We start from the raw sequence: 23,269 nt of genomic DNA, 5'->3' as shown, positions 1-23,269 counted from the left end.
GTTGCCGAGGAAAAGAGATCCTAACAGAGATAAAGCATTTGAATTATTTAACAAAAACGCTGGAAACATTACCAATCGTGAAATAGCGAAACAATTAGATGTTTTGGAAAAGACTATTTCCGCCTGGAAGAGCCGTGATAAATGGAATGAAAAAATAGGCGGTGTTGTTCGTAGTACTACAAAAAAGAAGAAACGTAGTACGACAAAAGCAAAAGAAAGTTCTAGCCGTTCCGTTATACGTGAACAAGTTGTCAATGCATTAGTTGAAGCTGGCACCTATTCCCCTGCTTTGGAATTATTGATTGAGCTTTATTTGGATGCATACGAAGAATACCAGGAAGAAAGAACAGAGAAATTGCGTAAAGAATTAGCGAAGCTTCTTGGGCAACTTGGTTTGGATGGTAAGAACAAGGAATTAATTAAGAAAAATGGCGTTCTCCTTGCAAAAGAGAGCGAAGAACCTAAAGAAAAAGAAGAACAGGAAGAAAACAATAAATTAATTCAGTTTAGACAACGAAGGATGCGCGGCCAATGATAGATTTCAGTGTGAATTATGCAGATGAATTTGTTAAAGAGTTTGATGCGGATCCTAATAAATATCCGAAGTCTCTTAAACTAGCCATTAAAAGATATAAGAAATGGAAAAAGAGGAAGGATATTTGGTTTGATAATGACAAAGCCAATGACATGCTTTATTTTACAGAAACATTTCTAAAGCATGCCAAGGGAAAATGGGCTGGACAGCCTTTATTATTGGAATCCTGGCAAAAGTTCTTTTTTGCTAACATTTATGGATGGCAAAAATACAACAAAGATGGAAATGCGGTAAGAGTAATTAGAACAGCTTACCTCCAAGTACCGAAGAAAAACGGAAAAACAATTATGGGGGGTTCCCCTGTTATTTATGGCATGTATGGTGAAGGTGTTAAAGGTGCCGATATTTACATTTCAGCAAATACATTTGAACAATGTCAAAATGCAGCCATTCCAATTGGACTTACAATTGAAAATAGTCCAGATTTAAGACCAGGAACACGAATTTATAAAGGAAAAGAAGATACGATAAGGTCAATCAAATATTCTTTTGTGGAAGATGGTATTAAATATGCAAATACATTAAAAGTACTTTCGAAAGATAATGCTGGAAATGAGGGTAAAAACCCGTACATTAACTATTTCGATGAGGTCCACGCTCAAATGGACCGTGAGCAATATGATAACTTGCGTTCTGCTCAAATTGCACAAGAAGAACCACTAAATATTATTACATCTACAGCTGGTAAACAAACGGGTTCACTTGGTTCGCAAATTCATGCATACGGTAAGGAAGTATTGAAGAAAAATAACGATGATTCATGGTTTGTTATGATATATGAACCAAACAAAGGGTACGATTGGGAAGATCGCAAAGTATGGATGATGGTTAACCCTAACATTGGTGTTTCTGTAAATATGGAATTCTTGGAGAATGCCTTTAAAGAAGCACAAAACAATAGCTTTAATCGTGCCGAGTTTCTTTCCAAGCATTTAAATGTTTTCGTCAATTATGCAGAAACTTATTTTGAACTGGACCAATTGGAAAAAGTAGAAGTGGATGATTTAGGAGAATTGGAAGGACTTACTTGTGTGGTGGGTATTGATTTATCTAGGCGAACCGATTTAACATGCGTAGATATTAATTTTCCAACTTATGATGAGGAAGGAAAACCAGTATTAAAATTTAAACAAATGTATTTCATCCCTGAGTTTGGTATTGAAGAGAAAGAGCAGCAACGAAATGTCCCATATCGTGAATTAGCTAATAGGGGATTTGTCACACTATGTCCTGGCAAAACGATTGATGAAGATATGGTGGATGAGTATGTTCAATGGGTGTTTGATAATTATGATTTACGTCAGATTAATTATGATCCTGCCCTTGCTGAAAAATTAGTTGAGCGATGGCGTATGTTAGGTATTGATTGCATTGAAGTACCACAAATTCCAACTGTAATGAATGAACCATTTGATGATTTTGAAACATTGCTATTACAAGAAAGGGTGTTTACAGATAACCCTTTATTTTTATTTTGCGCATCGAATGCCAAGATAGTAACCAATATGAATAATTTGAAAGTACCTTCAAAGCGAAAAAGCCCCGAACATATTGATGGGTTTGTCGCTTTTTTAATTGCTCATAAAGAAACTATGAACATGATGGAGCCTTTAGTAGAGCCTGAAGAAATGGATGATTACTTAGCATCAATTTATAGATAGGGGGTGATTAATTGGGATTACGTAATTGGGCATCTAATTTTATTTACAAGCAAATTGAAAAGCGAGGATGGGCAGAGGATATATTCTCTAATACTATTCGTTACGGTGGTAGATACGTTAATGATGATAATATTCTCGAGTCGTCTGATGTTTATGAGCTGCTGCAAGATATAAGTAATCAGTTAATGTTGGCCGAGATCGTTGTTGAGGATGACAATGGCAATGAGATTAAAAATGATTCTGCTCTTAATGTTTTGAAAAACCCTAACAATTATTTAACTGGTTCAGAGTTTATTAAACTCATGACTAATACTTATTTATTACAAGGAGAAGTTTTCCCTGTGCTTGACGGTGACAAGTTACACCTGGCGTCCAGTGTTCATACTGAACTAGATAATAGACTAATCGAGCAATTTTCCATTAATGGTGTGCAGATACCAGGTTTTATGATTCGTCATATTAAAAATATCGGCACTAATCATTTGCAAGGTGTTGGCTTGATGCAGTTAGGTAAGGATACGCTTGAGGGTGTCATGAGCGCAGAAAAGGTCCTTACAGACAAATATAAAAAAGGTGGACTCTTAGCCTTCCTTTTGAAATTAGACGCTCATATTAACCCGCAGAATGGCGCACAATCAAAATTAATAAAAGCCATCTTGGACCAATTAGAACAAATAGATGAATCTAGATCAGTAAAAATGATTCCTTTAGGGAAAGGGTACGAGATAGATACGCTAAAAAGCGCCATAGATGACGAGCAGACATTGGCATACCTAAATGTCTATAAAAAGGATTTAGGTAAGTATTTGGGCATAAACGTGGACACATACACGTCTCTAATCAAAGCGGACTTAGAAAAGGCGATGATGTATCTCCATAACAAAGCGGCCAAGCCAATCATGAAAGTATTTGAAGAGCATTTGACTCTTCTTTTTTTTGGCTCAAATTCAAATAAAAAAATAAAATTTAAGATTAATATTTTGGACTTTGTTCCATACAGCACCAAGACAAATATTGCTTATAACTTAGTTCGCACAATGATAGCTTCACCAGATGATGCTAGAGACATATTAGGTAAAGATAAGTTGAACACACCTGAATCTAGCAAGCTTTATATTTCTAAAGATTTAATTGCCAGTGAGGATTTAGGAAAAGCCACAGCTGACAGCTTGAAGGGAGGTGATGGAAATGACAAAGAAAAAGGAAACGAGGACATTTGACATCACCAACGTTGAGAAGCGTGATGGTGAAAACCAATCCCTAAGAGTAAGCGGTTATGCAGCTGTATTTAATTCTAAAACATCTATTGGTGAATACTTTGACGAAATGATTAGCCCAGGCGCTTTCTCACGTACACTTTCTGAGAATGGTGATATTAGGGCGCTAATTAACCATAATTTTGACAAGTTAATTGGTCGTACTAAAAGCGGCACGTTAATTTTATCTGAAGATGAACGTGGCTTAAAGTTTGAGATTGATTTACCTAATACCACTTATGCAACAGATTTAGCTGTGAGTATGGAGAGAGGTGACATTAATCAATGTTCTTTTGGATTTTATGCCACTGAAGAAAGTTGGGATTACTCTATAGAACCAGCACTTAGGACAGTTAATGAAGCTGAGCTATTTGAAATTAGTATAGTGAGCATACCAGCATATGAAAATACTGAAGCCGCACTTGTTAGAAGTAAAGAGATTGATGAATTTGTTGAAAAAAGAATAAAACTATTAAATCAAATTAAGGGAGTTTTGGAGAATGAAAACTAGAAAACTATTACTTGAAATGCAAAAAAGAAATAAGCAGCGTTTAACGGAGCTGCGAACTAAGTTAGAGAAAAATGAGGTTCGTGCTGAGGATTTAGAAAGTGTACAAGTAGAGGTTCAAGAGTTAGCGACTGCTGCTCAGGACATTGCCGACTCATTAGCCGAGTTAGGTGACGGTGGAGAAGGTGAAGAGGGAGAGGGCGAAGGCTCTGATTCGGGTGATGGTGAAAACCGTGACGATGATCAAGGGGAAGGTGATGAAGGTGGAGAAGAACGTGGTGGCGGGGAACAAGGACAAGGTGAGGAACGTGCCTCCATTTCTGCCGAGCAACGTGATGGAATTATGAGTGCGATCGGTCAAGGCTTATCGACACGTGGGCATAAATCAACCAAAGCAAAGGAAAAAGAAGTTCGTTCAGCATTTGCTAATTTTGTTGTTGGTAAAATTACAGAAGCTGAAGCCCGCTCATTAGGCGTAGAAGCTGGGAATGGTTCCGTAACAATTCCAGAAGTCATTGCTTCAGAAATCATTACTTATGCCCAAGAAGAAAACTTACTTCGTAAATATGGATCTCGTCATAGAACAAATGGGAATGTGAAATATCCTGTCCTTGTTAAAAAGGCAGACGCTAATGTTAATAAGAAAGAGCGTGGAAACGGGAATGAGATTCCAGAAACGTCTATTGAATTCGATGAAATCTTGCTTGATCCAGCTGAGTTCGATGCATTGGCAACCGTGACAAAGAAATTAATTAAAATGTCAGGTGTTAATGTTGAAGATATTGTAATCGAAGAATTAAAGAAAGCTTATGTCCGTAAAGAAACAAATTACATGTTTAATGGTGATGATTCAGGAAATGAAAACCCTGGTGCACTTGCGAAAAAAGCAGTGAAATATTATGAGTCTACACCTGTAGATGTAAATGCTGCTGGTTATTCTCAATCACTATATTCTCAGCTTGTAAAATTAAAAGGGCAACCAGTAACGGAAGTGCTTAAAAAATCAATGTGGATTGTCAATCGTGCAGCATTAACAATTTTAGAGGATATGACCGATACAACGGGTCGTCCCCTATTGCATCAAGATGCGACAGATGGTGTAGGTTACAAACTACTTGGCCATAAACTAGATTTTACTGATGCAGCTAACGGAACCGATCCAACTAAACCAGTATTCTATTTTGGTGATTTTAAAGCATTCCATATCCAAGATGTTATTGGTGCAATGGAGCTTCAAAAATTGATTGAGAAATATGCAGGTACAAACAAAGTAGGCTTCCAAATTTACAACCTATTAGACGGCCAACTTGTTTATTCTCCATTCGAGCCTGCGGTATATCGTTACGAAGTTGGACAAGCGGACCCTAATGCTGGTGGTGCTTAATGAATGACGAGCTTGTCACTAAATTAAAATCGCATATTCATTGGGAAGAGGGTATGGATGATTCCATGCTCTCTTTTTACATTGATAATGCAAAACGATATGTGAAAAATGCTACAGGAAAGCAAACCGAGTATTTAATCATAATGATTGCTGGAATAATGTATGAATATCGTGTATCTGAGAAGGAATTATACGAAGCATTAGATGCCATGACTCCTTTCTTTGTCCAGGAGGTTTATGATGCCGAAGAGACAGACGAATAATTTAAAGTGGACTGCTGAACTTATGCGTTTAGAGGAATACATTGATCCTGAAACAGATAGACCAGTGACGGGATATGTCAAAGTAAGGGTACTAAAGTATAACAACCTTGGCATTACCGCAGCGGATAAATTTACTTTTAAAGATTCACAGGAGATTATGAAAAAAATAGAGACTCGTCTTGATCGTGCTGTAGAAAACAACCAGGATGATTTTCGAGTCAAAATTAATGAGCGTATCTATGACATAGAGCGCCTTTATGTCCGTGAAGAAGAGCGCATTATGGAGTTGAGTTTATCTTATGCAGATTAATTTTCAACAATTACGAACCATTATGAAAGAGTCGGGTTTGCCAGTCTATCGTGATAGTGAGCCTAACAATGCAACTTATCCGTATATTGTTTACGAATTTGTTAATGAGACGCACAAACGTGCCTCAAATCGAGTTTTAATAGATATGCCCTTGTATCAGATAGCAATTATCACAAACGGCACAGAAACGGCTTGTAAGCCGTTAAAAGAGGTGTTCAATAAATATGGTGTTACTTATGATCAGTTTGAAGGATATCCATATGATGAGAATGATTCTACCATCACACAATTTATTACAAATGTGAGGTGCGCTAATGAACAATAACAACGGTTTTGCCCAAGCCTTAGAAGATATTAATACCTTGGCTCGTGTGGATACCAATGTTAGCCAGAGGAATCTTGATAAAGCAGCAAAATATTTTGTTCGTAAGCTTGAAGGTAAAATAAAAAAATCTGATAGAAACACTAAGCACTTGAGAGATAGCTTAAAAGTGGTCATCAAAGACGATCATGTGTCTGTCCAGTTTGAAAGCGATAAGTTTTATTGGTATATGGTAGAACATGGTCACCGCAAATCAAATGGTAAAGGTCGTGTAAAAGGGCAGCACTTTGTCCGTAATACAGTAGATCAAGAGATTGAGAAAATTAAAGATATTATGATGGGACAATTAATAGATTAGGAGTGAATTGAATTGACAATCGAGAGAAAACAAATTCAGTATCCAGTTGGTATTGAAGACTTATTTATTTGTTTTATGGATGGCCCAGAGCCAGAAGATTCCTTACCAACATATGAGCCAACCATTTATCAACAATCCAATATATCGGATTTAACCATTTCAACTACTGCAACAAATGTCACAAAATGGGCATCGAATAAAAAGATTATCAATTTTACTAAGAACACAAACTATGGGTTAGCTTTTAATTTGGCTGGGTTGAATAGAGAAGTGAAAGATAAGCTTTTTGGGCGAAAAAGGACAAAGGGCATTTCTTTTGAGCGTGCTGATGTAATCGAATATCCTAAATTTGCGGTAGGAACTGTTTTCCCATTAAATGATGGTACTAAGGTTGTTAGGTGGTATCCTCGTTGTTCAATCACACCAAGTGAAGAATCTTGGGTGACTCAAAACGAAGAAATGACAATAAATGATAGTGCTTATACAATAACTGCGGATCCGTTGCTCTTTAATAATGTGACTAAAGCAGAATTAGATACAGGAGCATTAGAAGCAGCTGGCATTACCGCAAATGATTTTCTAAAACAAGTCGTCTGCGATGAATCACAACTTGCAACCTTATTTCCTTCAGATGGAGGAAGCGGAGAAGGTGGGGCTTAATAGATGGCTAGATTAAATGATTTAGTAAATGTAAATATCAATAAAGATGTCATTAGAATTCAAGGTGTCGATATACCTGTTAAATTCACATTTAAATCTTTCCCGTTTGTCGAAGAAGCTTATGGAAAGCCGTATCACATTTTTGAGAAAGATGTACACAATATGTTGAAAAGGGAATTTAAGCTTGGGAAGAATGAAGTACGCTTAATGATTGCTCTTATATATGGCATGGTAAGGAGTGCTGGCACAGATTGCACACCGCATGAATTAGAGGGGTCTATTCCAATTGCAGATTTACCTGGCATTTTTGGTGTCGCTTTTGATCTGTTTAATAACCAAAATTTCCAAAAGGCTGATGCGGAGAAAATCAAATCCGAAAAAAAGTCCAAAACATACTGACTAAAAATGATGAGTCTCAATCCGAACTGGATTGGGATTTTTATTTTTATGTTGGTAATACGGTATTGGGCTTGAGTATGGATGACTTCTGGAATATTACACCTAATCATTTCCTCAAACAATTTATTATGCATTTAAGATACACCAACCCTGATGCTCTCAAAAAAGAAAAAGTGATCCACACGTTAGATCAAACACCGTTCTTATAAAGTGAGGTGAGAACATGGCGAATAATAGAGAGCGTGACGTAGTTCTTAATTTTAAGATGAATGGGCAAGTACAGTATGCCCAAACACTTAAACAAATCAATATGGTGATGAATAATGCGGCAAAAGAGTATAGAAATCATATTGCTGCAATGGGGAAAGATGCTTCTGCAACTGACAAATTAAGAGCGCAAAAGCAGAAACTAGACATACAAATGGATGCAGCCAAAAAGCGTACAAGCATGTTACGAGCTGAGTATGAAGCAATGGCCAATGATACAAATACCACTTCCGAACAGCTTAATAAAATGTATGGCAAGTTACTTGATGCAGAGCGTGCCGAACTCTCCTTGCAAAATGCAATTGATAAAGTAAATGAGGGTTTGTCTGAACAGTCGCAAGAAACAAGGGATGCGGAGATGGCTTTAGACAAATTAAATGCCGAAGCAAAGCTTTTAGATGCTGAACAAAAGAAATTAACTTCCGCCTTCAATCAACAAACAGCGGAGTTAGGAGAAAACGCATCCGAAGCTGAGAAAAATGCCCTAGAGCAACGGCATTTAGCTCAACAAATGAATCTTGCGGAACGAGCAGTGCAGAACTTAGAAAAGCAATTAGACGAAGCGAAGCGTGCATACGGAGATAATTCAATTGAAGTTATGCAGATGGAAACACGTTTAAATGAAGCTAGAACATCCATGGCGAGGTTTAGGCAGTCTATGGAGAGAGTACAGGACACTACCGATGAAACTGAACGATCTATTGATGGTTTAAAAGGTGGACTGGCAGGTCTTGCAGGTGCGGCTGGTCCAGCTGCAATTGGTGGCTTAGTTTCTGGCATGGAGGAAACAAATCAACAACTTGCAATGTTAGAAATGCAAGCGATAAATGCAAATTTGGCAATGAATGATTTTGACAGTGCTCGTGATGCATTTGCGTCAGTCGGTCAAGATGTTAGGCAGACCACCGAAGCGATGGGTAACCTTGTCCAAGCTGGATTTAGAACAAAGGAAGATCTTGAAGGTATTGCTGAAGGCATTTCAGGTGCCATTGTGAAATATGGCGAGACATTTACATCAGAGGGGCTTGCTGAGTCTATCAATACTACTGCGCAACTTAGCGAAGTCACAGGACAATTGACTGATCTTCTTGAAAAAGAGGGAATCAATGTTGAGAAATTTAATGAAAAGTTAGCTGGCATGGGTAGTGAAACAGAGCGTGCTAATTATATTAGTGAAATTTTCACTGAACAAGGGTTAACTGGTATGTATCAGAAATATGTAGAAATGAATCCAGAAATATCCAAAAATGCAGAGCAACAAAAAGAGTTTCAAGATGCTTTGAGTGAATTGTCTGTTACATTGACACCGTTAGTCACACAATTAACTGATTTTACAACAAAGGTGATTGAATGGGCCAATGAAAATCCAAAATTAGTTGAAGGAATAGGATTGACGACTGTAGTTATTGGTGGCTTGGTTGCTGGAATAGCAGTGGCAGTACCAGTCATTTCATCGCTTATATCGCTTGCTGGATTACTTGGTATAGGTTTAGCACCGTTGATCGGTATAATTGCAGCTGTTGCCGCAGCAATAGTCGGCATTATTCTTGTTGTTAAAAATTGGGGAGCGATAACGGAGTGGATAGGCGAAAAATGGGACCAATTTACTTCATGGCTGTCAGAAACCACCTCGAATTTAGCAACTAATTTTGTTAATTGGTTTAATGACATGAAAGATGGAGCCGTCAATAAATTCAACGAGCTTAAAGATCAGGGATCTGCAAAAGTTTCTGAATTGAAAACTCTTGGTGAAGAGACGATTCAAAAATTTAAAACGAATGTTGTTAATAAGGCAACTGAGTTAAAAGATGGATTTGTCAATAGAGCAACACAATTGAAAGACAATACCATTGGAAAATTCAACGAGTTAAAAAATCGTGGCGAAGGGCTTGTTAAGGGTTTGAAAGATGGCGCCATTAATAAGCTAAATGAACTAAAAGATAAAGCTGGTGATGCCATGGAAGAGGCAAAGGAAAATATTCTGTCGCCAATTGAAACTGCCAAAGAAAAAATCTCAGGTGTTATCGAGGATATAAAGGGATTCTTTGAAAATCTTAAACTTAAAATTCCTAAGCCAGAAATGCCAAAAATGCCTAAATTCTCATTGGAAACGTCAACTAAAACTATATTTGATAAGAAAATCACTTATCCGTCTGGCATCGGTATTAAATGGAATGCCAAAGGTGGCATTTTCACACGCCCAACGATTTTTGGAATGAATAATGGCGTTTTACAAGGGGCTGGTGAAGTACCAGGAGAAAATGAAGCTGTGCTTCCACTTAATGAACAAACGTTAGGTGATATCGGCAAGGGGATTGCTGCTACAATGAAGGGTAATGGAGTGACTCAACATATAACCATAGTAAGTCCAGAACCATCTTCACCTTCAGAGAATGCTAGGAAAATGAAACAAGCTGCACGCCAATTGGCAATGGAGTGGTGAGATGAGAAGATTAACTTACACGAATAGTAGAGGTGAAAGTATTTTATTTGATACGGACCCTTATTTTATAGATAGTTTAACAGGTATTGGAGAAGTATCGGCTGAAATACAAAGTCAGAGAGCACCGTATCAAGATGGGGATACCTTTATAGATACGATTTTACAGCCTAGATTTCCCTCATTAGAAGGAACAATTATTGAGGGTGACTTAATGCGAATGAAACAATTAAGAAAGCAAATTTTGCGTGTGTGCAACCCTAAATTAGGTTTAGGAAAATTAACATTAAACCTTGATGGGGATACAAAAGAAATATACGGTGTATTAGATGGTGGGCCTACTTTCCCCGAAAGAGGGGAAAACCTTTTCCAAACGTTCATGATTAATTGGAAATGTCCTAATCCTTATTGGCGTGATCCGAAAGAAGTTTCAAGAGCATTACGAGCATATGAAGGCTTATTTAAGTTACCAAATACGTTTCCTTTTGAATTAGGTTTTAGTGGTGATTCAACAATCATTGTAAATGAAGGTGATGTTGAGTCACCTGTAACGATAGATATTCAGGGACCAATTACAAACCCTCAAATTATAAATGTCACAACTGGTCAATATATTCGTGTGAATCGCTCTTTATCAGATAATGAAGTTTTACACATTAATACAGATGATCAAAATAAAAGAGTTGAGATATACAGGAATGGAGCAACAATCGAAAAGGCAATAGGTTACCTAGATCACTATAGCGATTTTTGGAAACTAGAGCCTGGTCAAAATGAAATAAAATATATAGCTGATGCTGGTACAGCTAATGGAATTGTGGCAATTGCATGGCATAGCTATTATTTAGGCGTTTAAAAGCACTTTAAAACAGTGCTTTTTTCTATTTTACAAGGGGTGAAGATATGGAACGCTCTTATTTTTTCGATAGTACACAGGAAGATCAAAGGATTTACCAGGCAGCAGATTTCGCGAGATTTCACGCTCAAATTATTGGCAACGGTGTATCAAATACAGTTAATCTTCCTGATTTGACTGTAGAAGCCAAACAAAACATGACAGTCACTTTAGGTGCAGGATATATGTTTGCGAATGGTTACATGTATGAAAATACTGCTGCGTTGGATTTGGTTCATGATGTGGCTCACACAACGCAAGATCGTATTGATAGGATAGTTATTTGTTTTGATGGAAACCCAGCGGAAAGAAGAATATATGCATATGTAAAGAAAGGTGTTCCTGCAAGTAATCCAGTAGCACCAGCTATCATACGTGATGGATATATTTTTGAAATGAGTGTGGCACGGGTAAGAATTACTGCTGGTAAGTCATTCATTGAGCAAAATCAAATTACAGATGAAAGAACAAATGATGCCGTTTGCGGTTATATTCCTTTGCACAATATTTACCGTGGACTACAGATTAATGAAGTGGGTATGGTCTCCATGCCTAATCAATCATTTATGAAAGCTATAAATCGGAATCCTATACAGTTAACAACAGAGCTACAACCTATTCCTTTTGGTACTATTGAAATAGATAAACAAGGTGAAATGGTTAGCCAAACCGTATTTAAAACTAAGTCAGATGGCATTTATCATTTTTGGGTAGAGTTTGCTTGGGTTCAAAACTCAGGTTTAACAGGGGTAGACGTGCAAATTTACCTTTTTGTTAATGGGACAGAATCATTTCCATTAGCAGCAAATGTACTAAATTCAAGTAGTGATAACTTTGTTATTCAATCTGGAGTAGACGAGTTAAAAAAGGGTGATGAGGTAACTGTTCGTGCATTAGCATATGGGTCTGAATCATTACAAGGGACAAACTTTATTAGAATTCGCATTGCAAAAATGGCATAGTCAGGTGATTTTATGAAACAACCTATTAGAATTTATAATTCATTTATGAATCTATTACATGAAACTGACAAATATATCAGTCTAAGAATAGTACCAAAATTCTATGAGATTGGTGAGTTTGAATTACATGTAAGTCAGTATATCGAGGGAGCAGAATACTTCCAAAAAGGGAATGTGATTATCCCTAACAAACGTGGGGATAAGGCAATGCTTATTCGTCACCGTGAAATTGCCTTAGATGAGAGTGGCAAGGCGTCTGAGAATTGGAAAATAACAGGTGTGACATTAGATGGCTTATTAGATCAAAGAATAACTGTGCCACCTTCAGATACAGGATATGACCGTAAAAAGGGAAACGCTGAAACGGTCATGAAACATTATGTTTATAATCACTTTGTCAATCCAACTGATTCTACTAGACGCATTGATCATATAGAGATTGCCCCTAATTTAAATAGGGGAATAGAAATTAGTTGGGAATCGAGATATAAGAATGTTGCTGATGAAATCGTTAGTATAAGTAAACAGGCTAACTTAGGATTTGTCATTTATGCAGATATGACATTAAAGAAGTGGATATTTGATGTAGTTGAACCGAGAAATTTAACGAAAGATAATCCAGGTGGCTTGCCGCCTGTTTTTTTTAGTCCTGATTTTCAAACCATTAAAAATCAATTGTTTGTTGATAGTGACCTAAATTTAAAAAATGTAGGGTATGTTGGTGGACAAGGTGAGGGGACAGAAAGAAAAGTTGTAAAAGTTGGTCAAGGCGTGGGGTTACAAAGAAAAGAAACCTTTATTGATGCAAGGGACGTAGGGAACCCAGAAGACGAAGAAGAACTCACGGAAGAAGAAATGGAAGAGTTATTGGTTCAACGTGGGGAAGAGAAGATGAGGGAGTTTCTTACAAACTTCTATCTTGAAGCACAGATATTAACGCCCACCATCAATGACCATTCTGGGCGCTTTGCATTAAGAAGTCCTTTTGAATATGAAGTTGATTTCCGTCTTGGTGATGTAGTAGAAGTGTTTAATAAGAATTGGAACATTACAATGGATGCGCCTATTACTGAGTTTACCGAGATATATGAAGCAAATGGCTTTTTATTAGAAGCCACGTTTGGAGAAGCGCAGCCCACACTGATTACAAAAATTAAGAATAAATTTGATGATATTGAAGGTGTGGAAAAGCAAGAATTTCCAGTCAAGGTTGCTGTAGAGCAAATGAAACAGGCTATTCAATATAGTGATGAAAAATTGTCCGAGGAAGAGAAAAAACGTATTGAACAGGCGATGGGAAACCTAGAAATAGCGCTTAGTTATACAAAGGAATATGCTGAGAAGAAACGTGTGGAAAGTAAGACAGCACCATCTGATACAGAAGTAATTTGGATTGATACATCTAATCCCAATAATATCATTTGGAAGGTGTGGAACGGTTCTGATTGGGTTGCGGGTCCAAGTGGTCCACAGGGTATTCAAGGACCACCAGGGGACAAGGGTGAGCCATTATACACATGGCTTAAATATGCTGATGATGCAGAAGGCAATGGCATGTCAGATAGTCCAGATGGTAAGCCCTATATGGGAATCGCTTATAATAAACAATCTCCTAATGAATCAACTAATCCGTTAGATTATGAATGGAGCAAAATAGAAGGACCACAAGGACCCAATAGAGTTGATAAAGATACCACATTCGGGGATAAATGGTTATTAGCTAGTCATATCGAGTCTTTAAACGGTTTGATTGTTGGTCAAGGACAGTTTGTTGTTGATGCAGATGGAAATGTTAGTTTTGCGGGTGATCTTGTCGGTGCTTCAGGAACCTTTGGTGAGGTGACTGTGAAAAATGGGGATTTTAAACTTGAAGACGATATTACAAATATGAAGTATAGTACAACTCCCAAACGTAATTTAATACGAGATCATTCTTTTGAATTAGTTAAAACAGACCCTGATAGCTTTAATTCTAGTTCTGTTAGATATAACTGGATTGATATGAGAAGTTCTTCCGTACAAGGGGAAAACCATTGGGTGAAAGCCGAGGGAAGTCCAAAAGTTTCAATTATGTTCGCACCTGATTCTGTAGATGCCATTCCTGTTTTTGGAGAACAGGCTATATCAGTTAGGAATACAGACTATGTTTATCAAATTGTTTGGAATGGAATTGGTGCAAGTGGTGAATATACTCTATCTGGACACTTTAAGCGACAATGGAATGTCGTGGGAGGTGGTAGTCCTAGGTTTGAGGTGTGGCACATTGACGGTATGGGGAATGAAGTGGGAAAAATTCTTGATAAGACTTTTCCAGCGGTAGGTAATGATTATTCAATTAAACGTCACGCTGCTTCTTTCACTGTGCCAACCAATTACTCGCCTGAGGACTCACTAAAAGTGAAAATATCTTCTGGTAACAGTGAGTGGGTACAGTGTGATGGTGTGCAAATGGTAGAGGGAGACATCCCCTCAGTTTATCAGTCAGAAGATGCTACTTTTTTAATGGCAGATGGCGGGTATGAAATTAATTTCAAACAAAATAGATTATGGTCGGGTGCAATATACCCCTTGGGTTCACATACAGTTGTTCCATTAAAGCCTTTGGCGGACTGCCGAAATGGGTGGATATTGGAGTTTAAGTCGTACACTCCAGGTCAAGGAGCAGAGAATAGTAACTTTCAGTATAGCTATATTCCAAAAAGCAATAACTTAGGTAATGGACATCGTCTAAATCTAGCAAGAGGGGTGAATATGATAGAGAAATATATTTATATTCATAATGATCGAATTGTAGGTAATGATGTAAATGGCACGTCACCTAATAATACACTGGTTTTAAGTACTGTTTATGAATTTTAGGAGGATATAATGAAAATTTATTTTAATCTTATAGATGGCCGATTAGATGGGTGGTCCTCAACTCAAAGAGGAAATAATTTAGAAGCAGAGGTATCGGATGATCATGATGTTTTGGTTAATCCATTTATATATAAATATGAAAATGGTGAGTTTATAAAAGATACAGAGTATCAAAATCAATTAATAGCTGAAGCTGAAAAAGAAAGTAATACGCCTAACCAGGAAGAGATAAATGCGGTAGCAATATTGGAGTTAGCTGAGATTATTTCACAAATGGCTACAATTTCAATGAAGGGAGGTGAGTAAATGTTGGCTATTTTATTTACTACTCAAATTATTCAAGGGAACTGGACATATGAAAGAGTACCTACTCTTTGGAAGGAAGATGTTAGAGCATTGTTAGTGGCAGAGGGAAGAGAAGATTTGATTAAATAAAGCCAAGTAAGGCTTTTTTATTTTGCATGAGGGGGAGAGATTTTGACTTTCATCGGATTAACATTACAAGAATGGGCGGCGTTGCTTGCCATACTAGGTACTCTCTTTGGGGGTATCTCTTTTATTTTTAAAGGAATTATTGTAAAGCCGTTAAGTGATGCCATTGCCAATCTACAAAAATCTATAGATGAGTTTCGCGAGCAAATGAAAGAGAGTGATGATGATCGTAAAGCCATCCACATGAGAATTAACAGATTAGATAAAAGGGTGCATGGTCTTGAAATTCAATTGAAGGGAGGTGATAGGCATGAATAAAGATGTTGTTGCTCAAGTAGTTGGTTTTTTATCAGCCATCATGATGTTTCTAGGCACTCTTAATGTTAAGTTTGAGTGGCTAACTGCCGAGAGCATTGACGCATTTGGCATTGTCCTTACAGCAGGAATTGCTCTAGGAATCACTTTATATACAATTTATAAGAATCATTTTGGATTTACCAAAAAAGCTAAACAACAAAAGGCTTGGCTAGAAAAAGCAAATAAGTTATAAGGCTGTCCAATCGGACGGTCTTTTTTAAAATTAAAAAAGGAGTGTTATATAAAATGGTTAAAGCTTATATTGATCCAGGTCATGGTGGTATTGATCCAGGTGCAGTAGGTAATAGTTTGTATGAAAAAATATTAACATTAAAAATTGCGTTGAAAATCAAAGAGTATCTTGAAGAGTATGAAGACGTCCAAATCAAGATGAGCCGAACAGGTGACCAAACTCGCTCATTAACTTATCGGACTGATGATGCAAATGCGTGGGGTGCCGATGTATATGTATCACCACATATTAATGCTGGTGGCGGTGAAGGTTATGAGGATTTTGTTTATCCAGGAGTAGGACAAACTACATTGGCCATTCAAGATGCTATTCATAACGAAGTGATAAAAGCTACAGGTTTCAATGACCGTGGGCAAAAACAAAAAAACCTACATGTTCTTAGAGAATCGCATATGCCTGCAATTTTAACCGAAAATGGGTTTATCGATAATAGTGGGGATGCTGCTAAACTTAAGCAAGATTCTTTTATAGATGATGTTGCAAGAGGTCATGTTAATGGAATTGTTAAAGCATTTAACCTTAGGAAAAAGGAAACGTCAAAACCGAGCAAAGGTTATCGTCATACGGTAGTTAAAGGTGATACTCTTTGGTCATTATCCCAAAAATACGGCACAACTGTTAACAATCTTAAAAAGCTTAATCCTGGCATTAATGTGGATGCATTACAAATAGGAAGTAAATTAAATATTACTTCTGGTGCTACTTATCACACTGTAAAAAAAGGTGAAACTGTATCTGAACTAGCTAAAAAATATGGTAGCACGATTAAGCAAATTAAAAGCTGGAACGATCTAGATAAAAATTACACGATTTATGTTGGCGAGAGTTTAAGAGTTAAGTAATAATAAAAGCCCTTCTTAATCGAGGGGCTTCTTATTATACTAAGAAAAAGATTAGATAAGAATAAGATTTTAATAGGATACTTATAGTTGTTTGAATCTCTGTGATATATAGCGGTTTTATTAGATTTTAAATTTTATAAAAATAATATATTGACAAAAATTGAATTTTTCTGTTATTTTAATTATTGTACAATTATTACTTTTTGTATAATTATTACTATAAATGGGGGAAATAGACTTGAAGAAGACTTTATTAACATCAGCAGCATTTATCTTAGGTTTATCAGCAGTAACACCAGCTTTTGCAAATGGGGTAGAAAATCAACAGACAGAAAATCAAGTTAATTATGAAGAATCTGTAGAAAACCAATTTACATATGTGTATAATGGGGTTGAGTTTACTGGGAATACTGAATTAACTGAGGAACAGTTAGCAGGCATGTATAGTAATGTAGTATCACCAGAACCAAAAATCACACCATTTGCAAATGATTCTGGCGGTAGCTATGTTTCTGTTATTGCACCAACTTATAAAACTTATAATAATGCAGGAGCAAAAGCAGCTGCAGAATTACTTGTATCAGCTATCGTAGCAAAGTCTGGTGGCAAATTAACAAAGTCAGTAATTTATACTTGGACTTTGGGAAGAGTTCAATCATGGGCGAGCTCAATTAATAAAACTTATGTTGGTGGTTGGGTTTCAAGTTCATATGTGAATGGTGAGAGAAGATACTATGAAACTATGACACGTTATAAAAATAGTAATTACACTTCCCCTTCATCAGTACAATATTATGATGTTACTTTGCATTGGAAGTAATATTTTTTAAAGGAGTTATGTAAAATGCAACAATCTATCAATAATACATCAGATTCTCAGGAAAAAAAGAAATACACCACGTTTGTAAATTTTGTGGTAATTACTCTATTAGTAAGGGCATTATCTTTTTTTGAGAACGCATTCGCTAATACTTATTTAATTTGGATAGTATTGTTGGGTTTAGTAGTAATAACTATTGTCGAGAAACTTGATTTAGCAGATAAAGTTAAAAAAATGTTTGTAAAGTATAAGTTAAACTTAGTCATTGTATATGTTGTATATATAAGCCTTTATTTTATTTTATCGGTTTATATTTTTAATTAAATGAAAAATAATAAAAAGGTGTCCATATTAAAGGGGCACCTTTTCGATTAATCAATTTTATTTGGACTTTTCATTCCTTTAAATGCCTTCTGTAAGGCTTCTTTTATTGTATTACCTTCAACCTTTACCCCTCCATTGTTAGAGGTTCCAACAATAGTTACTGGATTGCTTTGGGCAAAAATATAGTATTTACGACCTTTTCCACCTGTAACAAAAACATACATGTCCTCAGATTTCATGACATCATTCCTTTTTACATAATAATTCATTTTATAGGTCAATTTTCCTGCCTGTTAATATAAAAATTCAACAATTCCTCACATTTATTCCTAATCCTTGGATTAAAATAATTATGCTGCTCATCATATCCTTTATAGTGAAACTCATACATAGTAAACGATTCGTCATGTCCAATCTGGTTTACTCTCATATTCCCTTTTCGCATTTTATCTTTAACTTCTTTTAGGTCACTTCGGACTCTCCTTATTGTATTTTCCATCAAGGTAATATAGGGCTGTTTAATCTTAAACGGGGATTTCTCAATAATCTTTAAATCTCTTTCAAGAATGATAATAATCATCGGCAAGTATATTGCTTGCTCCAGAACATCACGATCAGCTTCATTAATCCTAGTCATGTTGTTAAACCCTTTCGACTGATATCACTTCATCAATGTGAAATTTTAAGATTTTTAAATTTTTCGTTTCCAAGTGAATGTACATATTAATATGATCGATTTTATCGACTATACCCTCGTAAGTTTTCGTGAACCCATCAACCCAAATTGTCATTTGGATTGTAAGGGTGTAGTTTAATGACTCCATCGTTATTATCTGTATTTCCTGAAGTTCTTGCTCATCTAGTTGTGGCTTCTTTATCTTTTCATATTCACGTGGTATCTGTTTTAGTAGTTCGGTGTGTTCGCTCATGAAAAATCCTTGCCATTTCATTTTGCCACGGTCCTTTAACATATCCATTCACTCCTTATGGATTAATTTTATACAAACATTTGTTCGAAAACAAGTTGAAATAGAACGAATGTTCCTGTAAAATTATGCTTAAAGGAGCTGATAAGAATGAACCACTTGTTTAAATACTCATTAAACGAGCGTAAACCAATTGAACTGATTTATTTAAATAATTCTGGAGAAATTTCATATAGGCTGGTCATCATACGGAGAATTAAAGTAGATAATGTGATGGTTTATGACTTGCAAAAGCAACAGATGAGGACATTTAGCATTGATGGAATCTTATCAGTAGCAAAACCAAAAAGGCAAAGAGGGGTCAATTATGCATAAACTAACATCTAGACAAAAAGAAGTGTTAGAAACAATAGAGGAATATGTTTCAATAAATAATTATCCGCCTTCATATAGAGAGTTAGGAACTATGGTTGGAATAGCATCTCCATCAACTATAAGCGGACTTTTAAATAAATTACGAGAGAATGGATATGTAAATTGGGAAGAAGGACAACCAAGGACTTTAAGAATAATAAAGACAGTCTCATGATTTGTGAGACCGTCTTTATTTAATTATTCAATTTCAAATTCAATTCGCTTTTCTTCTCCAATACTTTCACCAGTTTGCGTGTCATAAGGTGCTGAGATTATAACAGTAATTCTTTTTACGTCTTTATCAATGTTATCTAGAAACCACCATGTTGAACCTTCTTTGGTTACTTTACCTAAGAAATCTCCGCCAGCTTCACCCATTAAACCTAGATCACTCTCAATTTGTTCACCGGTATCGGTTACTATAATTGCCTGGTTGGGGTCAAAGGTTATATCATCTTCAGTTGTGTTCTCTGCGGTTATATCAATGATTATTCCTCGTGAAGTCTCTCTACCATCGTTAAGGTACTCAACCATTTCTTTATCTAGTTCAACATCAACAACACGAATATTATTTAATTCAAGCTTCATGGGATCCATATCAATTTTTTTTGCTTCTTTTGGACCATTGGCAATTACTTTTACTTGACCAAAACCTTCTTCGTAAAAGCTTCCATCTTCTTTTTCATCTTGATTAGTTTGAGTGGATTCACTTTGACTAGTTTCTTTTTCTTTGTCAGCACTTACTGTGTCATCATTGCTACATGCTGCTAATGTCAACGATCCCGCAATTAATGAAAATAACAAAAGTTTCTTCATTCACAAATTCCCCCATAGTTGTATTTTACAAATTATATTATCGGATAAATTAATTGAAATTTAAAGTATTCTAAACACTTTTTTCCAGTGGTGCACATGAACATTGCACCTTTAACGAGACATAAATGCGTCATCAAAATAAAGCTTGTCCATAAGATTATTGACAATGCCATTAAAATAAGCAAATTCACCTTTAATCATTTTTACACCAGACTTTATTTTCATCACAAATTCCTTAAGTGCTTGGACACCAATTTTAAGCTCTTGATCTTCAGTAAAGGCTCTTGTTCCTTTCAAATGGTCTACGACTCTATTACATTGTTTAACTACTTTCCAAAATTCTTGAATGGCTTTAGCTTCAGAATAAAAATAACTTGTTAACTCAGCAAAGCTTTTTGGTACCCAATGAGCAATAAAATTTGCAGATGACAATTTAACGCTATTATTACGTTTATTTAATCTTTTAATATTTTGTTTTAAAGAACTAGAAGTTGTTTTAATGGTAGGACACTTCTTGGACTTTTTAGTAGGTTGCTTGTTGGTCACTTCTTCTTTTATAGGCAAAATAATAACAGCATTAGCAGTTTGTAACATGTTCTTTTTACGCTTCATTTCTACCTGGCGGATCATACCAAGGTCGACTAATTTTTTCATTAATCTTTGTACAGTTTTATAAGATACTTCTAGCTTTTTAGCAATTGTATTCTTACACATATAGCTCACGCCAATTTGCTTGCAGCTATGACGCTTTAAAATCTCCAATAATGCAATTAGTCTATTCCTTACATCTGCACGCTTAATAGACGCAGTTATGACGTCTCTATAATTACGTACTGCCTTGTTCATTAGTTCGATATCATCAAATGAAGATAAGTTACTATATGATTCTTCTTGTGCAATTACATCAATACGGTTTTTCATTTCCCTGGCTCCCTTGGATATAAAAAGCAACGGCCATTCTAGCAAACCGTTGCTAATTAACCCAAGGTGTAATAAAATACATCTAAGGGTACAGCAAGTGTTTGCCTATTCAGAGTAGGCGGACGGTGTAAGGATGGTGGTACATCACTTATACACGTTGTGCTCTTTTATTTTGTAATTTTTACGGCTATGATTTATCTTTTATTCCCCCTGTACTATGTTTAGCTTTACATGGGCAAAATTTATGACAGGATCATTTGCTCCTTGCGCCTGAACATAAATGGATGTTTCAGAGCCAACAAGAGCAATATCAATACTATCGGATAATAGCGCAGTCATCGTTTTATCGCCGCCGGCAGTGGTGGTTAACGTAACATCCAAACCTTCCTCTTTAAAAAAACCTTTTTCAATTGCAACATATTGGGGAGCATAAAAAAGAGATCTTGTGACCTCACCGATACGTATTTTTGTCACATCCTCTTTTCCACAAGCTGCAAGAGGAATGAGTAGAACAGAAATACAGAGAAGCATGAAGCTCCATTTAAGCCATTTTTTCATTTGAGAACCTCCTCATTCAATGTTTCTTAGATTTTTGCATCTAAACTATCTTATGAGGGTGACAAATTTGTGTGATTGCCCATGTGAAATTTTTACTATATGTAAAGGAGGGAAAAGCATTGATAATCGATAAATGGCGGTTTCCATCTCCGCATCCTCAAGTGAAATTATCAATCATTACATACTTATCTAATGATCTAAAAATCAAAGGTCTATTAGCTGAACCAGAAAATAAAAACGTATCAGAAGGTTTTCTATATTTAAGAGGTGGGATTAAGAACGTCGGTAAAGTGCGCCCTAGTCGGATTGTACAGTTTGCCCTCCAAGGTTTCATTGTATTTGCGCCTTTTTATCAGGGCAATCAAGGAGGGGAGGGAAATGAAGATTTTGCAGGTGATGATCGTTATGACGCTTTTTCAGCTTTTCAACTTTTAGCAGAACACCCTCGGGTTAAAAGGGTACATGTCTTTGGGTTTTCTAGAGGAGGTGTAATGGCGTTATTAACAGCCTTACATATGCCTAAAGCGGCTTCAGTTGTTACGTGGGGTGGTGTTAGCGATATGTTCCTCACATATGAAGAAAGAGTGGACTTGCGTAAAATGATGAAACGAGTCATCGGTGGAACGCCTCATAAATACCCAGAAAGATATGAATATCGCACACCATTATATGAACTTAATCAACTGCAAGCAAATGTATTAATTATTCATGGTGTCTTAGATCATAATGTTTCTGTCGAGCATGCCTTCCGCTTAGAGAAGCGATTAAAAGAGTTAGGTAAACCTGTAGATACATGGTATTTCAAAGAATATACGCATTATTTTCCGCCAGCTATTAATAGACAAATTGTCCGTGATCTTGGGCGGTGGATGAAAGAACAATAAGCTTTATTGTATAGAGATTGTAAGATACAATAGTAATATAAAACTCGATGAACAAGGAGCAAAACAATTATGGGTATGCCTTTAGAATTAAATACAATGATCGTTACGAAAGGAAGAGAAGAGAGGCTAAATGAAAACCTTTTTACATTAACAAAAGAAGGATACCGCCTCTACCCACTAAATATTCCACTTGAAGTAAAGAAAACAAGAGACGGTGAAATCAGTGGAATGGGAAGCATCCAAAAGTTAGAAATGGAAAATGATTGTACGAAAATCTTTTATCAACTGATTTCGCTAAAAACTACAAATTAAAAATTGGCCCGACTGCTTTTGCAGTGTTGTGCTTATTTTGTATACAAATGTCTATTGAAACTTTGCATGAATATAAGTATTTATTAAGCGGTGACCATCAACAAAAGATCATCGTTTCTTAAGTTAGCAGCTAATTTGTAGACTCATAAAGGGCGAATATTGGATACATAGGAAAGATAGTGAGTGGTGGCTATATGAAACAAGCCGTCGATTGCAACTTGGTGAGATTAGCTAATCGATTGACTTAAGTTAATCGCACTTATTAGAAATC

At 36.2% G+C, this 23,269-nt stretch carries 31 protein-coding genes and 1 pseudogene; 26 read left to right on the top strand and 6 right to left on the bottom strand.

Annotated elements, in window-relative coordinates; all coding sequences use genetic code 11:
- Position 1: 1 nt before the first annotated feature.
- From MKX83_RS18665 to MKX83_RS18560, 22 genes are all read left to right on the top strand, one after another.
- Positions 2 to 535, top strand: coding sequence for a phage terminase small subunit-related protein (locus tag MKX83_RS18665; protein WP_341057026.1), 534 nt, complete (start codon positions 2 to 4; stop codon positions 533 to 535).
- On the top strand, positions 532 to 2,256 hold the full coding sequence (locus MKX83_RS18660) for a terminase large subunit (RefSeq protein ID WP_341057023.1): 1,725 nt from the start codon (positions 532 to 534) through the stop codon (positions 2,254 to 2,256). The genes MKX83_RS18665 and MKX83_RS18660 overlap by 4 nt, the downstream gene beginning before the upstream one ends.
- Before the next feature lie 11 nt (positions 2,257 to 2,267).
- Complete coding sequence (locus MKX83_RS18655) at positions 2,268 to 3,476, top strand: phage portal protein (protein WP_341057020.1); 1,209 nt, start codon at positions 2,268 to 2,270, stop codon at positions 3,474 to 3,476.
- Positions 3,445 to 4,023: an HK97 family phage prohead protease gene (locus tag MKX83_RS18650; RefSeq protein WP_341057019.1), complete on the top strand. Its 579-nt coding sequence runs from the start codon at positions 3,445 to 3,447 to the stop codon at positions 4,021 to 4,023. The genes MKX83_RS18655 and MKX83_RS18650 overlap by 32 nt, the downstream gene beginning before the upstream one ends.
- Positions 4,013 to 5,404, top strand: coding sequence for a phage major capsid protein (locus MKX83_RS18645; protein ID WP_341057017.1), 1,392 nt, complete (start codon positions 4,013 to 4,015; stop codon positions 5,402 to 5,404). Before MKX83_RS18650 ends, MKX83_RS18645 begins: the two co-directional genes overlap by 11 nt.
- Positions 5,404 to 5,667 (top strand): head-tail connector protein, encoded by a 264-nt coding sequence (locus tag MKX83_RS18640; RefSeq protein WP_341057016.1) that lies wholly within the window; start codon positions 5,404 to 5,406, stop codon positions 5,665 to 5,667. The genes MKX83_RS18645 and MKX83_RS18640 overlap by 1 nt, the downstream gene beginning before the upstream one ends.
- Positions 5,645 to 5,977 carry a hypothetical protein gene (locus tag MKX83_RS18635; protein ID WP_341057014.1) on the top strand — a complete coding sequence of 111 codons (333 nt, stop codon included), beginning with the start codon at positions 5,645 to 5,647 and terminating at the stop codon, positions 5,975 to 5,977. The genes MKX83_RS18640 and MKX83_RS18635 overlap by 23 nt, the downstream gene beginning before the upstream one ends.
- Complete coding sequence (locus tag MKX83_RS18630; RefSeq protein WP_341057013.1) at positions 5,967 to 6,302, top strand: hypothetical protein; 336 nt, start codon at positions 5,967 to 5,969, stop codon at positions 6,300 to 6,302. Before MKX83_RS18635 ends, MKX83_RS18630 begins: the two co-directional genes overlap by 11 nt.
- Entirely contained in the window at positions 6,292 to 6,657 is a 366-nt protein-coding gene (locus MKX83_RS18625) for an HK97-gp10 family putative phage morphogenesis protein (protein WP_341057011.1), read from the top strand. The genes MKX83_RS18630 and MKX83_RS18625 overlap by 11 nt, the downstream gene beginning before the upstream one ends.
- 12 nt (positions 6,658 to 6,669) lie before the next feature.
- Positions 6,670 to 7,317 (top strand): phage tail protein, encoded by a 648-nt coding sequence (locus MKX83_RS18620; protein WP_341057010.1) that lies wholly within the window; start codon positions 6,670 to 6,672, stop codon positions 7,315 to 7,317.
- Between the two features lie 3 nt (positions 7,318 to 7,320).
- Positions 7,321 to 7,716, top strand: a complete 396-nt coding sequence (locus MKX83_RS18615; protein ID WP_341057008.1) for a hypothetical protein — start codon at positions 7,321 to 7,323, stop codon at positions 7,714 to 7,716.
- Between the two features lie 223 nt (positions 7,717 to 7,939).
- Positions 7,940 to 10,426: a hypothetical protein gene (locus tag MKX83_RS18610; protein ID WP_341057005.1), complete on the top strand. Its 2,487-nt coding sequence runs from the start codon at positions 7,940 to 7,942 to the stop codon at positions 10,424 to 10,426.
- A gap of 1 nt (position 10,427) precedes the next feature.
- Complete coding sequence (locus tag MKX83_RS18605; RefSeq protein ID WP_341057003.1) at positions 10,428 to 11,279, top strand: phage tail family protein; 852 nt, start codon at positions 10,428 to 10,430, stop codon at positions 11,277 to 11,279.
- A gap of 47 nt (positions 11,280 to 11,326) precedes the next feature.
- Complete coding sequence (locus MKX83_RS18600) at positions 11,327 to 12,280, top strand: hypothetical protein (protein ID WP_341057001.1); 954 nt, start codon at positions 11,327 to 11,329, stop codon at positions 12,278 to 12,280.
- A gap of 12 nt (positions 12,281 to 12,292) precedes the next feature.
- On the top strand, positions 12,293 to 15,139 hold the full coding sequence (locus tag MKX83_RS18595) for a Gp37-like protein (protein WP_341056998.1): 2,847 nt from the start codon (positions 12,293 to 12,295) through the stop codon (positions 15,137 to 15,139).
- 9 nt (positions 15,140 to 15,148) lie between these two features.
- Complete coding sequence (locus MKX83_RS18590; protein WP_341056997.1) at positions 15,149 to 15,445, top strand: hypothetical protein; 297 nt, start codon at positions 15,149 to 15,151, stop codon at positions 15,443 to 15,445.
- On the top strand, positions 15,446 to 15,574 hold the full coding sequence (locus tag MKX83_RS18585; RefSeq protein WP_341056995.1) for a hypothetical protein: 129 nt from the start codon (positions 15,446 to 15,448) through the stop codon (positions 15,572 to 15,574).
- 42 nt (positions 15,575 to 15,616) lie between these two features.
- A complete protein-coding gene (locus MKX83_RS18580) occupies positions 15,617 to 15,889 on the top strand; it encodes a hypothetical protein (RefSeq protein ID WP_191813058.1) in 273 nt (90 codons plus the stop codon).
- Entirely contained in the window at positions 15,882 to 16,121 is a 240-nt protein-coding gene (locus MKX83_RS18575; protein ID WP_322910532.1) for a phage holin, read from the top strand. The genes MKX83_RS18580 and MKX83_RS18575 overlap by 8 nt, the downstream gene beginning before the upstream one ends.
- 53 nt (positions 16,122 to 16,174) lie before the next feature.
- Positions 16,175 to 17,023: an N-acetylmuramoyl-L-alanine amidase gene (locus tag MKX83_RS18570; RefSeq protein ID WP_341056990.1), complete on the top strand. Its 849-nt coding sequence runs from the start codon at positions 16,175 to 16,177 to the stop codon at positions 17,021 to 17,023.
- 238 nt (positions 17,024 to 17,261) lie between these two features.
- Complete coding sequence (locus tag MKX83_RS18565; protein ID WP_340976030.1) at positions 17,262 to 17,843, top strand: hypothetical protein; 582 nt, start codon at positions 17,262 to 17,264, stop codon at positions 17,841 to 17,843.
- 24 nt (positions 17,844 to 17,867) lie between these two features.
- Positions 17,868 to 18,167, top strand: a complete 300-nt coding sequence (locus tag MKX83_RS18560; protein WP_340976029.1) for a hypothetical protein — start codon at positions 17,868 to 17,870, stop codon at positions 18,165 to 18,167.
- A 47-nt stretch (positions 18,168 to 18,214) separates the two neighbouring features.
- Here the strand turns inward: MKX83_RS18560 and MKX83_RS18555 are convergent, their stop codons facing one another.
- Genes MKX83_RS18555 through MKX83_RS18545 form a run of 3 tightly spaced genes read right to left on the bottom strand, consistent with a single transcriptional unit; the run spans position 18,215 to position 19,138 of the window.
- The gene (locus tag MKX83_RS18555; protein ID WP_341056988.1) at positions 18,215 to 18,406 is read right to left on the bottom strand and encodes a hypothetical protein; all 192 of its coding nucleotides are present in this window, start codon (positions 18,404 to 18,406) and stop codon (positions 18,215 to 18,217) included.
- A 38-nt stretch (positions 18,407 to 18,444) separates the two neighbouring features.
- Positions 18,445 to 18,804 (bottom strand): hypothetical protein, encoded by a 360-nt coding sequence (locus tag MKX83_RS18550; RefSeq protein ID WP_341056986.1) that lies wholly within the window; start codon positions 18,802 to 18,804, stop codon positions 18,445 to 18,447.
- A gap of 4 nt (positions 18,805 to 18,808) precedes the next feature.
- Positions 18,809 to 19,138: a YolD-like family protein gene (locus MKX83_RS18545; protein WP_341056983.1), complete on the bottom strand. Its 330-nt coding sequence runs from the start codon at positions 19,136 to 19,138 to the stop codon at positions 18,809 to 18,811.
- A gap of 105 nt (positions 19,139 to 19,243) precedes the next feature.
- Between MKX83_RS18545 and MKX83_RS18540 the strand changes: the two genes are divergently transcribed.
- Together MKX83_RS18540 and MKX83_RS18535 are read left to right on the top strand one after the other, a co-directional pair.
- A complete protein-coding gene (locus MKX83_RS18540) occupies positions 19,244 to 19,468 on the top strand; it encodes a hypothetical protein (protein ID WP_341051977.1) in 225 nt (74 codons plus the stop codon).
- Positions 19,461 to 19,682 carry a transcriptional regulator gene (locus MKX83_RS18535; RefSeq protein ID WP_341056977.1) on the top strand — a complete coding sequence of 74 codons (222 nt, stop codon included), beginning with the start codon at positions 19,461 to 19,463 and terminating at the stop codon, positions 19,680 to 19,682. The genes MKX83_RS18540 and MKX83_RS18535 overlap by 8 nt, the downstream gene beginning before the upstream one ends.
- Before the next feature lie 23 nt (positions 19,683 to 19,705).
- Here MKX83_RS18535 and MKX83_RS18530 read toward each other — a convergent pair whose 3' ends face one another.
- The 3 genes and pseudogenes from MKX83_RS18530 to MKX83_RS18520 all read right to left on the bottom strand — a co-directional run.
- Entirely contained in the window at positions 19,706 to 20,323 is a 618-nt protein-coding gene (locus tag MKX83_RS18530; RefSeq protein ID WP_341056976.1) for a hypothetical protein, read from the bottom strand.
- 111 nt (positions 20,324 to 20,434) lie between these two features.
- Positions 20,435 to 21,244, bottom strand: coding sequence for a helix-turn-helix domain-containing protein (locus tag MKX83_RS18525; RefSeq protein WP_341056973.1), 810 nt, complete (start codon positions 21,242 to 21,244; stop codon positions 20,435 to 20,437).
- A gap of 228 nt (positions 21,245 to 21,472) precedes the next feature.
- Positions 21,473 to 21,802: pseudogene (locus tag MKX83_RS18520) on the bottom strand (ABC transporter substrate-binding protein); the annotation flags it as partial.
- A 119-nt stretch (positions 21,803 to 21,921) separates the two neighbouring features.
- On the opposite strand from MKX83_RS18520, the gene MKX83_RS18515 reads away from it, so the two are divergent.
- Both MKX83_RS18515 and MKX83_RS18510 read left to right on the top strand, forming a co-directional pair.
- Positions 21,922 to 22,686 (top strand): alpha/beta hydrolase family protein, encoded by a 765-nt coding sequence (locus MKX83_RS18515; protein ID WP_095373622.1) that lies wholly within the window; start codon positions 21,922 to 21,924, stop codon positions 22,684 to 22,686.
- A 69-nt stretch (positions 22,687 to 22,755) separates the two neighbouring features.
- Entirely contained in the window at positions 22,756 to 22,998 is a 243-nt protein-coding gene (locus MKX83_RS18510) for a DUF2584 domain-containing protein (protein WP_095372163.1), read from the top strand.
- The last annotated feature ends 271 nt before the right edge of the window (positions 22,999 to 23,269 follow it).

The organism is Cytobacillus sp. FSL M8-0252 (genome assembly GCF_038007345.1).
In the GTDB taxonomy this organism is placed as follows: domain Bacteria; phylum Bacillota; class Bacilli; order Bacillales; family Cytobacillaceae; genus Cytobacillus; species Cytobacillus kochii.
This window is presented reverse-complemented; position numbering and strand designations above follow the sequence as displayed.

Coding starts and splice junctions, on each gene's coding strand:
- MKX83_RS18660 (WP_341057023.1), top strand. CDS start 532: ATGATAGATTTCAGTGTGAATTATGCAGATGAATTTGTTAAAGAGTTT.
- MKX83_RS18650 (WP_341057019.1), top strand. CDS start 3,445: ATGACAAAGAAAAAGGAAACGAGGACATTTGACATCACCAACGTTGAG.
- MKX83_RS18645 (WP_341057017.1), top strand. CDS start 4,013: ATGAAAACTAGAAAACTATTACTTGAAATGCAAAAAAGAAATAAGCAG.
- MKX83_RS18640 (WP_341057016.1), top strand. CDS start 5,404: ATGAATGACGAGCTTGTCACTAAATTAAAATCGCATATTCATTGGGAA.
- MKX83_RS18635 (WP_341057014.1), top strand. CDS start 5,645: ATGCCGAAGAGACAGACGAATAATTTAAAGTGGACTGCTGAACTTATG.
- MKX83_RS18630 (WP_341057013.1), top strand. CDS start 5,967: ATGCAGATTAATTTTCAACAATTACGAACCATTATGAAAGAGTCGGGT.
- MKX83_RS18625 (WP_341057011.1), top strand. CDS start 6,292: ATGAACAATAACAACGGTTTTGCCCAAGCCTTAGAAGATATTAATACC.
- MKX83_RS18615 (WP_341057008.1), top strand. CDS start 7,321: ATGGCTAGATTAAATGATTTAGTAAATGTAAATATCAATAAAGATGTC.
- MKX83_RS18610 (WP_341057005.1), top strand. CDS start 7,940: ATGGCGAATAATAGAGAGCGTGACGTAGTTCTTAATTTTAAGATGAAT.
- MKX83_RS18605 (WP_341057003.1), top strand. CDS start 10,428: ATGAGAAGATTAACTTACACGAATAGTAGAGGTGAAAGTATTTTATTT.
- MKX83_RS18600 (WP_341057001.1), top strand. CDS start 11,327: ATGGAACGCTCTTATTTTTTCGATAGTACACAGGAAGATCAAAGGATT.
- MKX83_RS18595 (WP_341056998.1), top strand. CDS start 12,293: ATGAAACAACCTATTAGAATTTATAATTCATTTATGAATCTATTACAT.
- MKX83_RS18590 (WP_341056997.1), top strand. CDS start 15,149: ATGAAAATTTATTTTAATCTTATAGATGGCCGATTAGATGGGTGGTCC.
- MKX83_RS18585 (WP_341056995.1), top strand. CDS start 15,446: ATGTTGGCTATTTTATTTACTACTCAAATTATTCAAGGGAACTGGACA.
- MKX83_RS18575 (WP_322910532.1), top strand. CDS start 15,882: ATGAATAAAGATGTTGTTGCTCAAGTAGTTGGTTTTTTATCAGCCATC.
- MKX83_RS18570 (WP_341056990.1), top strand. CDS start 16,175: ATGGTTAAAGCTTATATTGATCCAGGTCATGGTGGTATTGATCCAGGT.
- MKX83_RS18560 (WP_340976029.1), top strand. CDS start 17,868: ATGCAACAATCTATCAATAATACATCAGATTCTCAGGAAAAAAAGAAA.
- MKX83_RS18555 (WP_341056988.1), bottom strand. CDS start 18,406: ATGAAATCTGAGGACATGTATGTTTTTGTTACAGGTGGAAAAGGTCGT.
- MKX83_RS18550 (WP_341056986.1), bottom strand. CDS start 18,804: ATGACTAGGATTAATGAAGCTGATCGTGATGTTCTGGAGCAAGCAATA.
- MKX83_RS18545 (WP_341056983.1), bottom strand. CDS start 19,138: ATGTTAAAGGACCGTGGCAAAATGAAATGGCAAGGATTTTTCATGAGC.
- MKX83_RS18540 (WP_341051977.1), top strand. CDS start 19,244: ATGAACCACTTGTTTAAATACTCATTAAACGAGCGTAAACCAATTGAA.
- MKX83_RS18535 (WP_341056977.1), top strand. CDS start 19,461: ATGCATAAACTAACATCTAGACAAAAAGAAGTGTTAGAAACAATAGAG.
- MKX83_RS18530 (WP_341056976.1), bottom strand. CDS start 20,323: ATGAAGAAACTTTTGTTATTTTCATTAATTGCGGGATCGTTGACATTA.
- MKX83_RS18525 (WP_341056973.1), bottom strand. CDS start 21,244: ATGAAAAACCGTATTGATGTAATTGCACAAGAAGAATCATATAGTAAC.
- MKX83_RS18510 (WP_095372163.1), top strand. CDS start 22,756: ATGGGTATGCCTTTAGAATTAAATACAATGATCGTTACGAAAGGAAGA.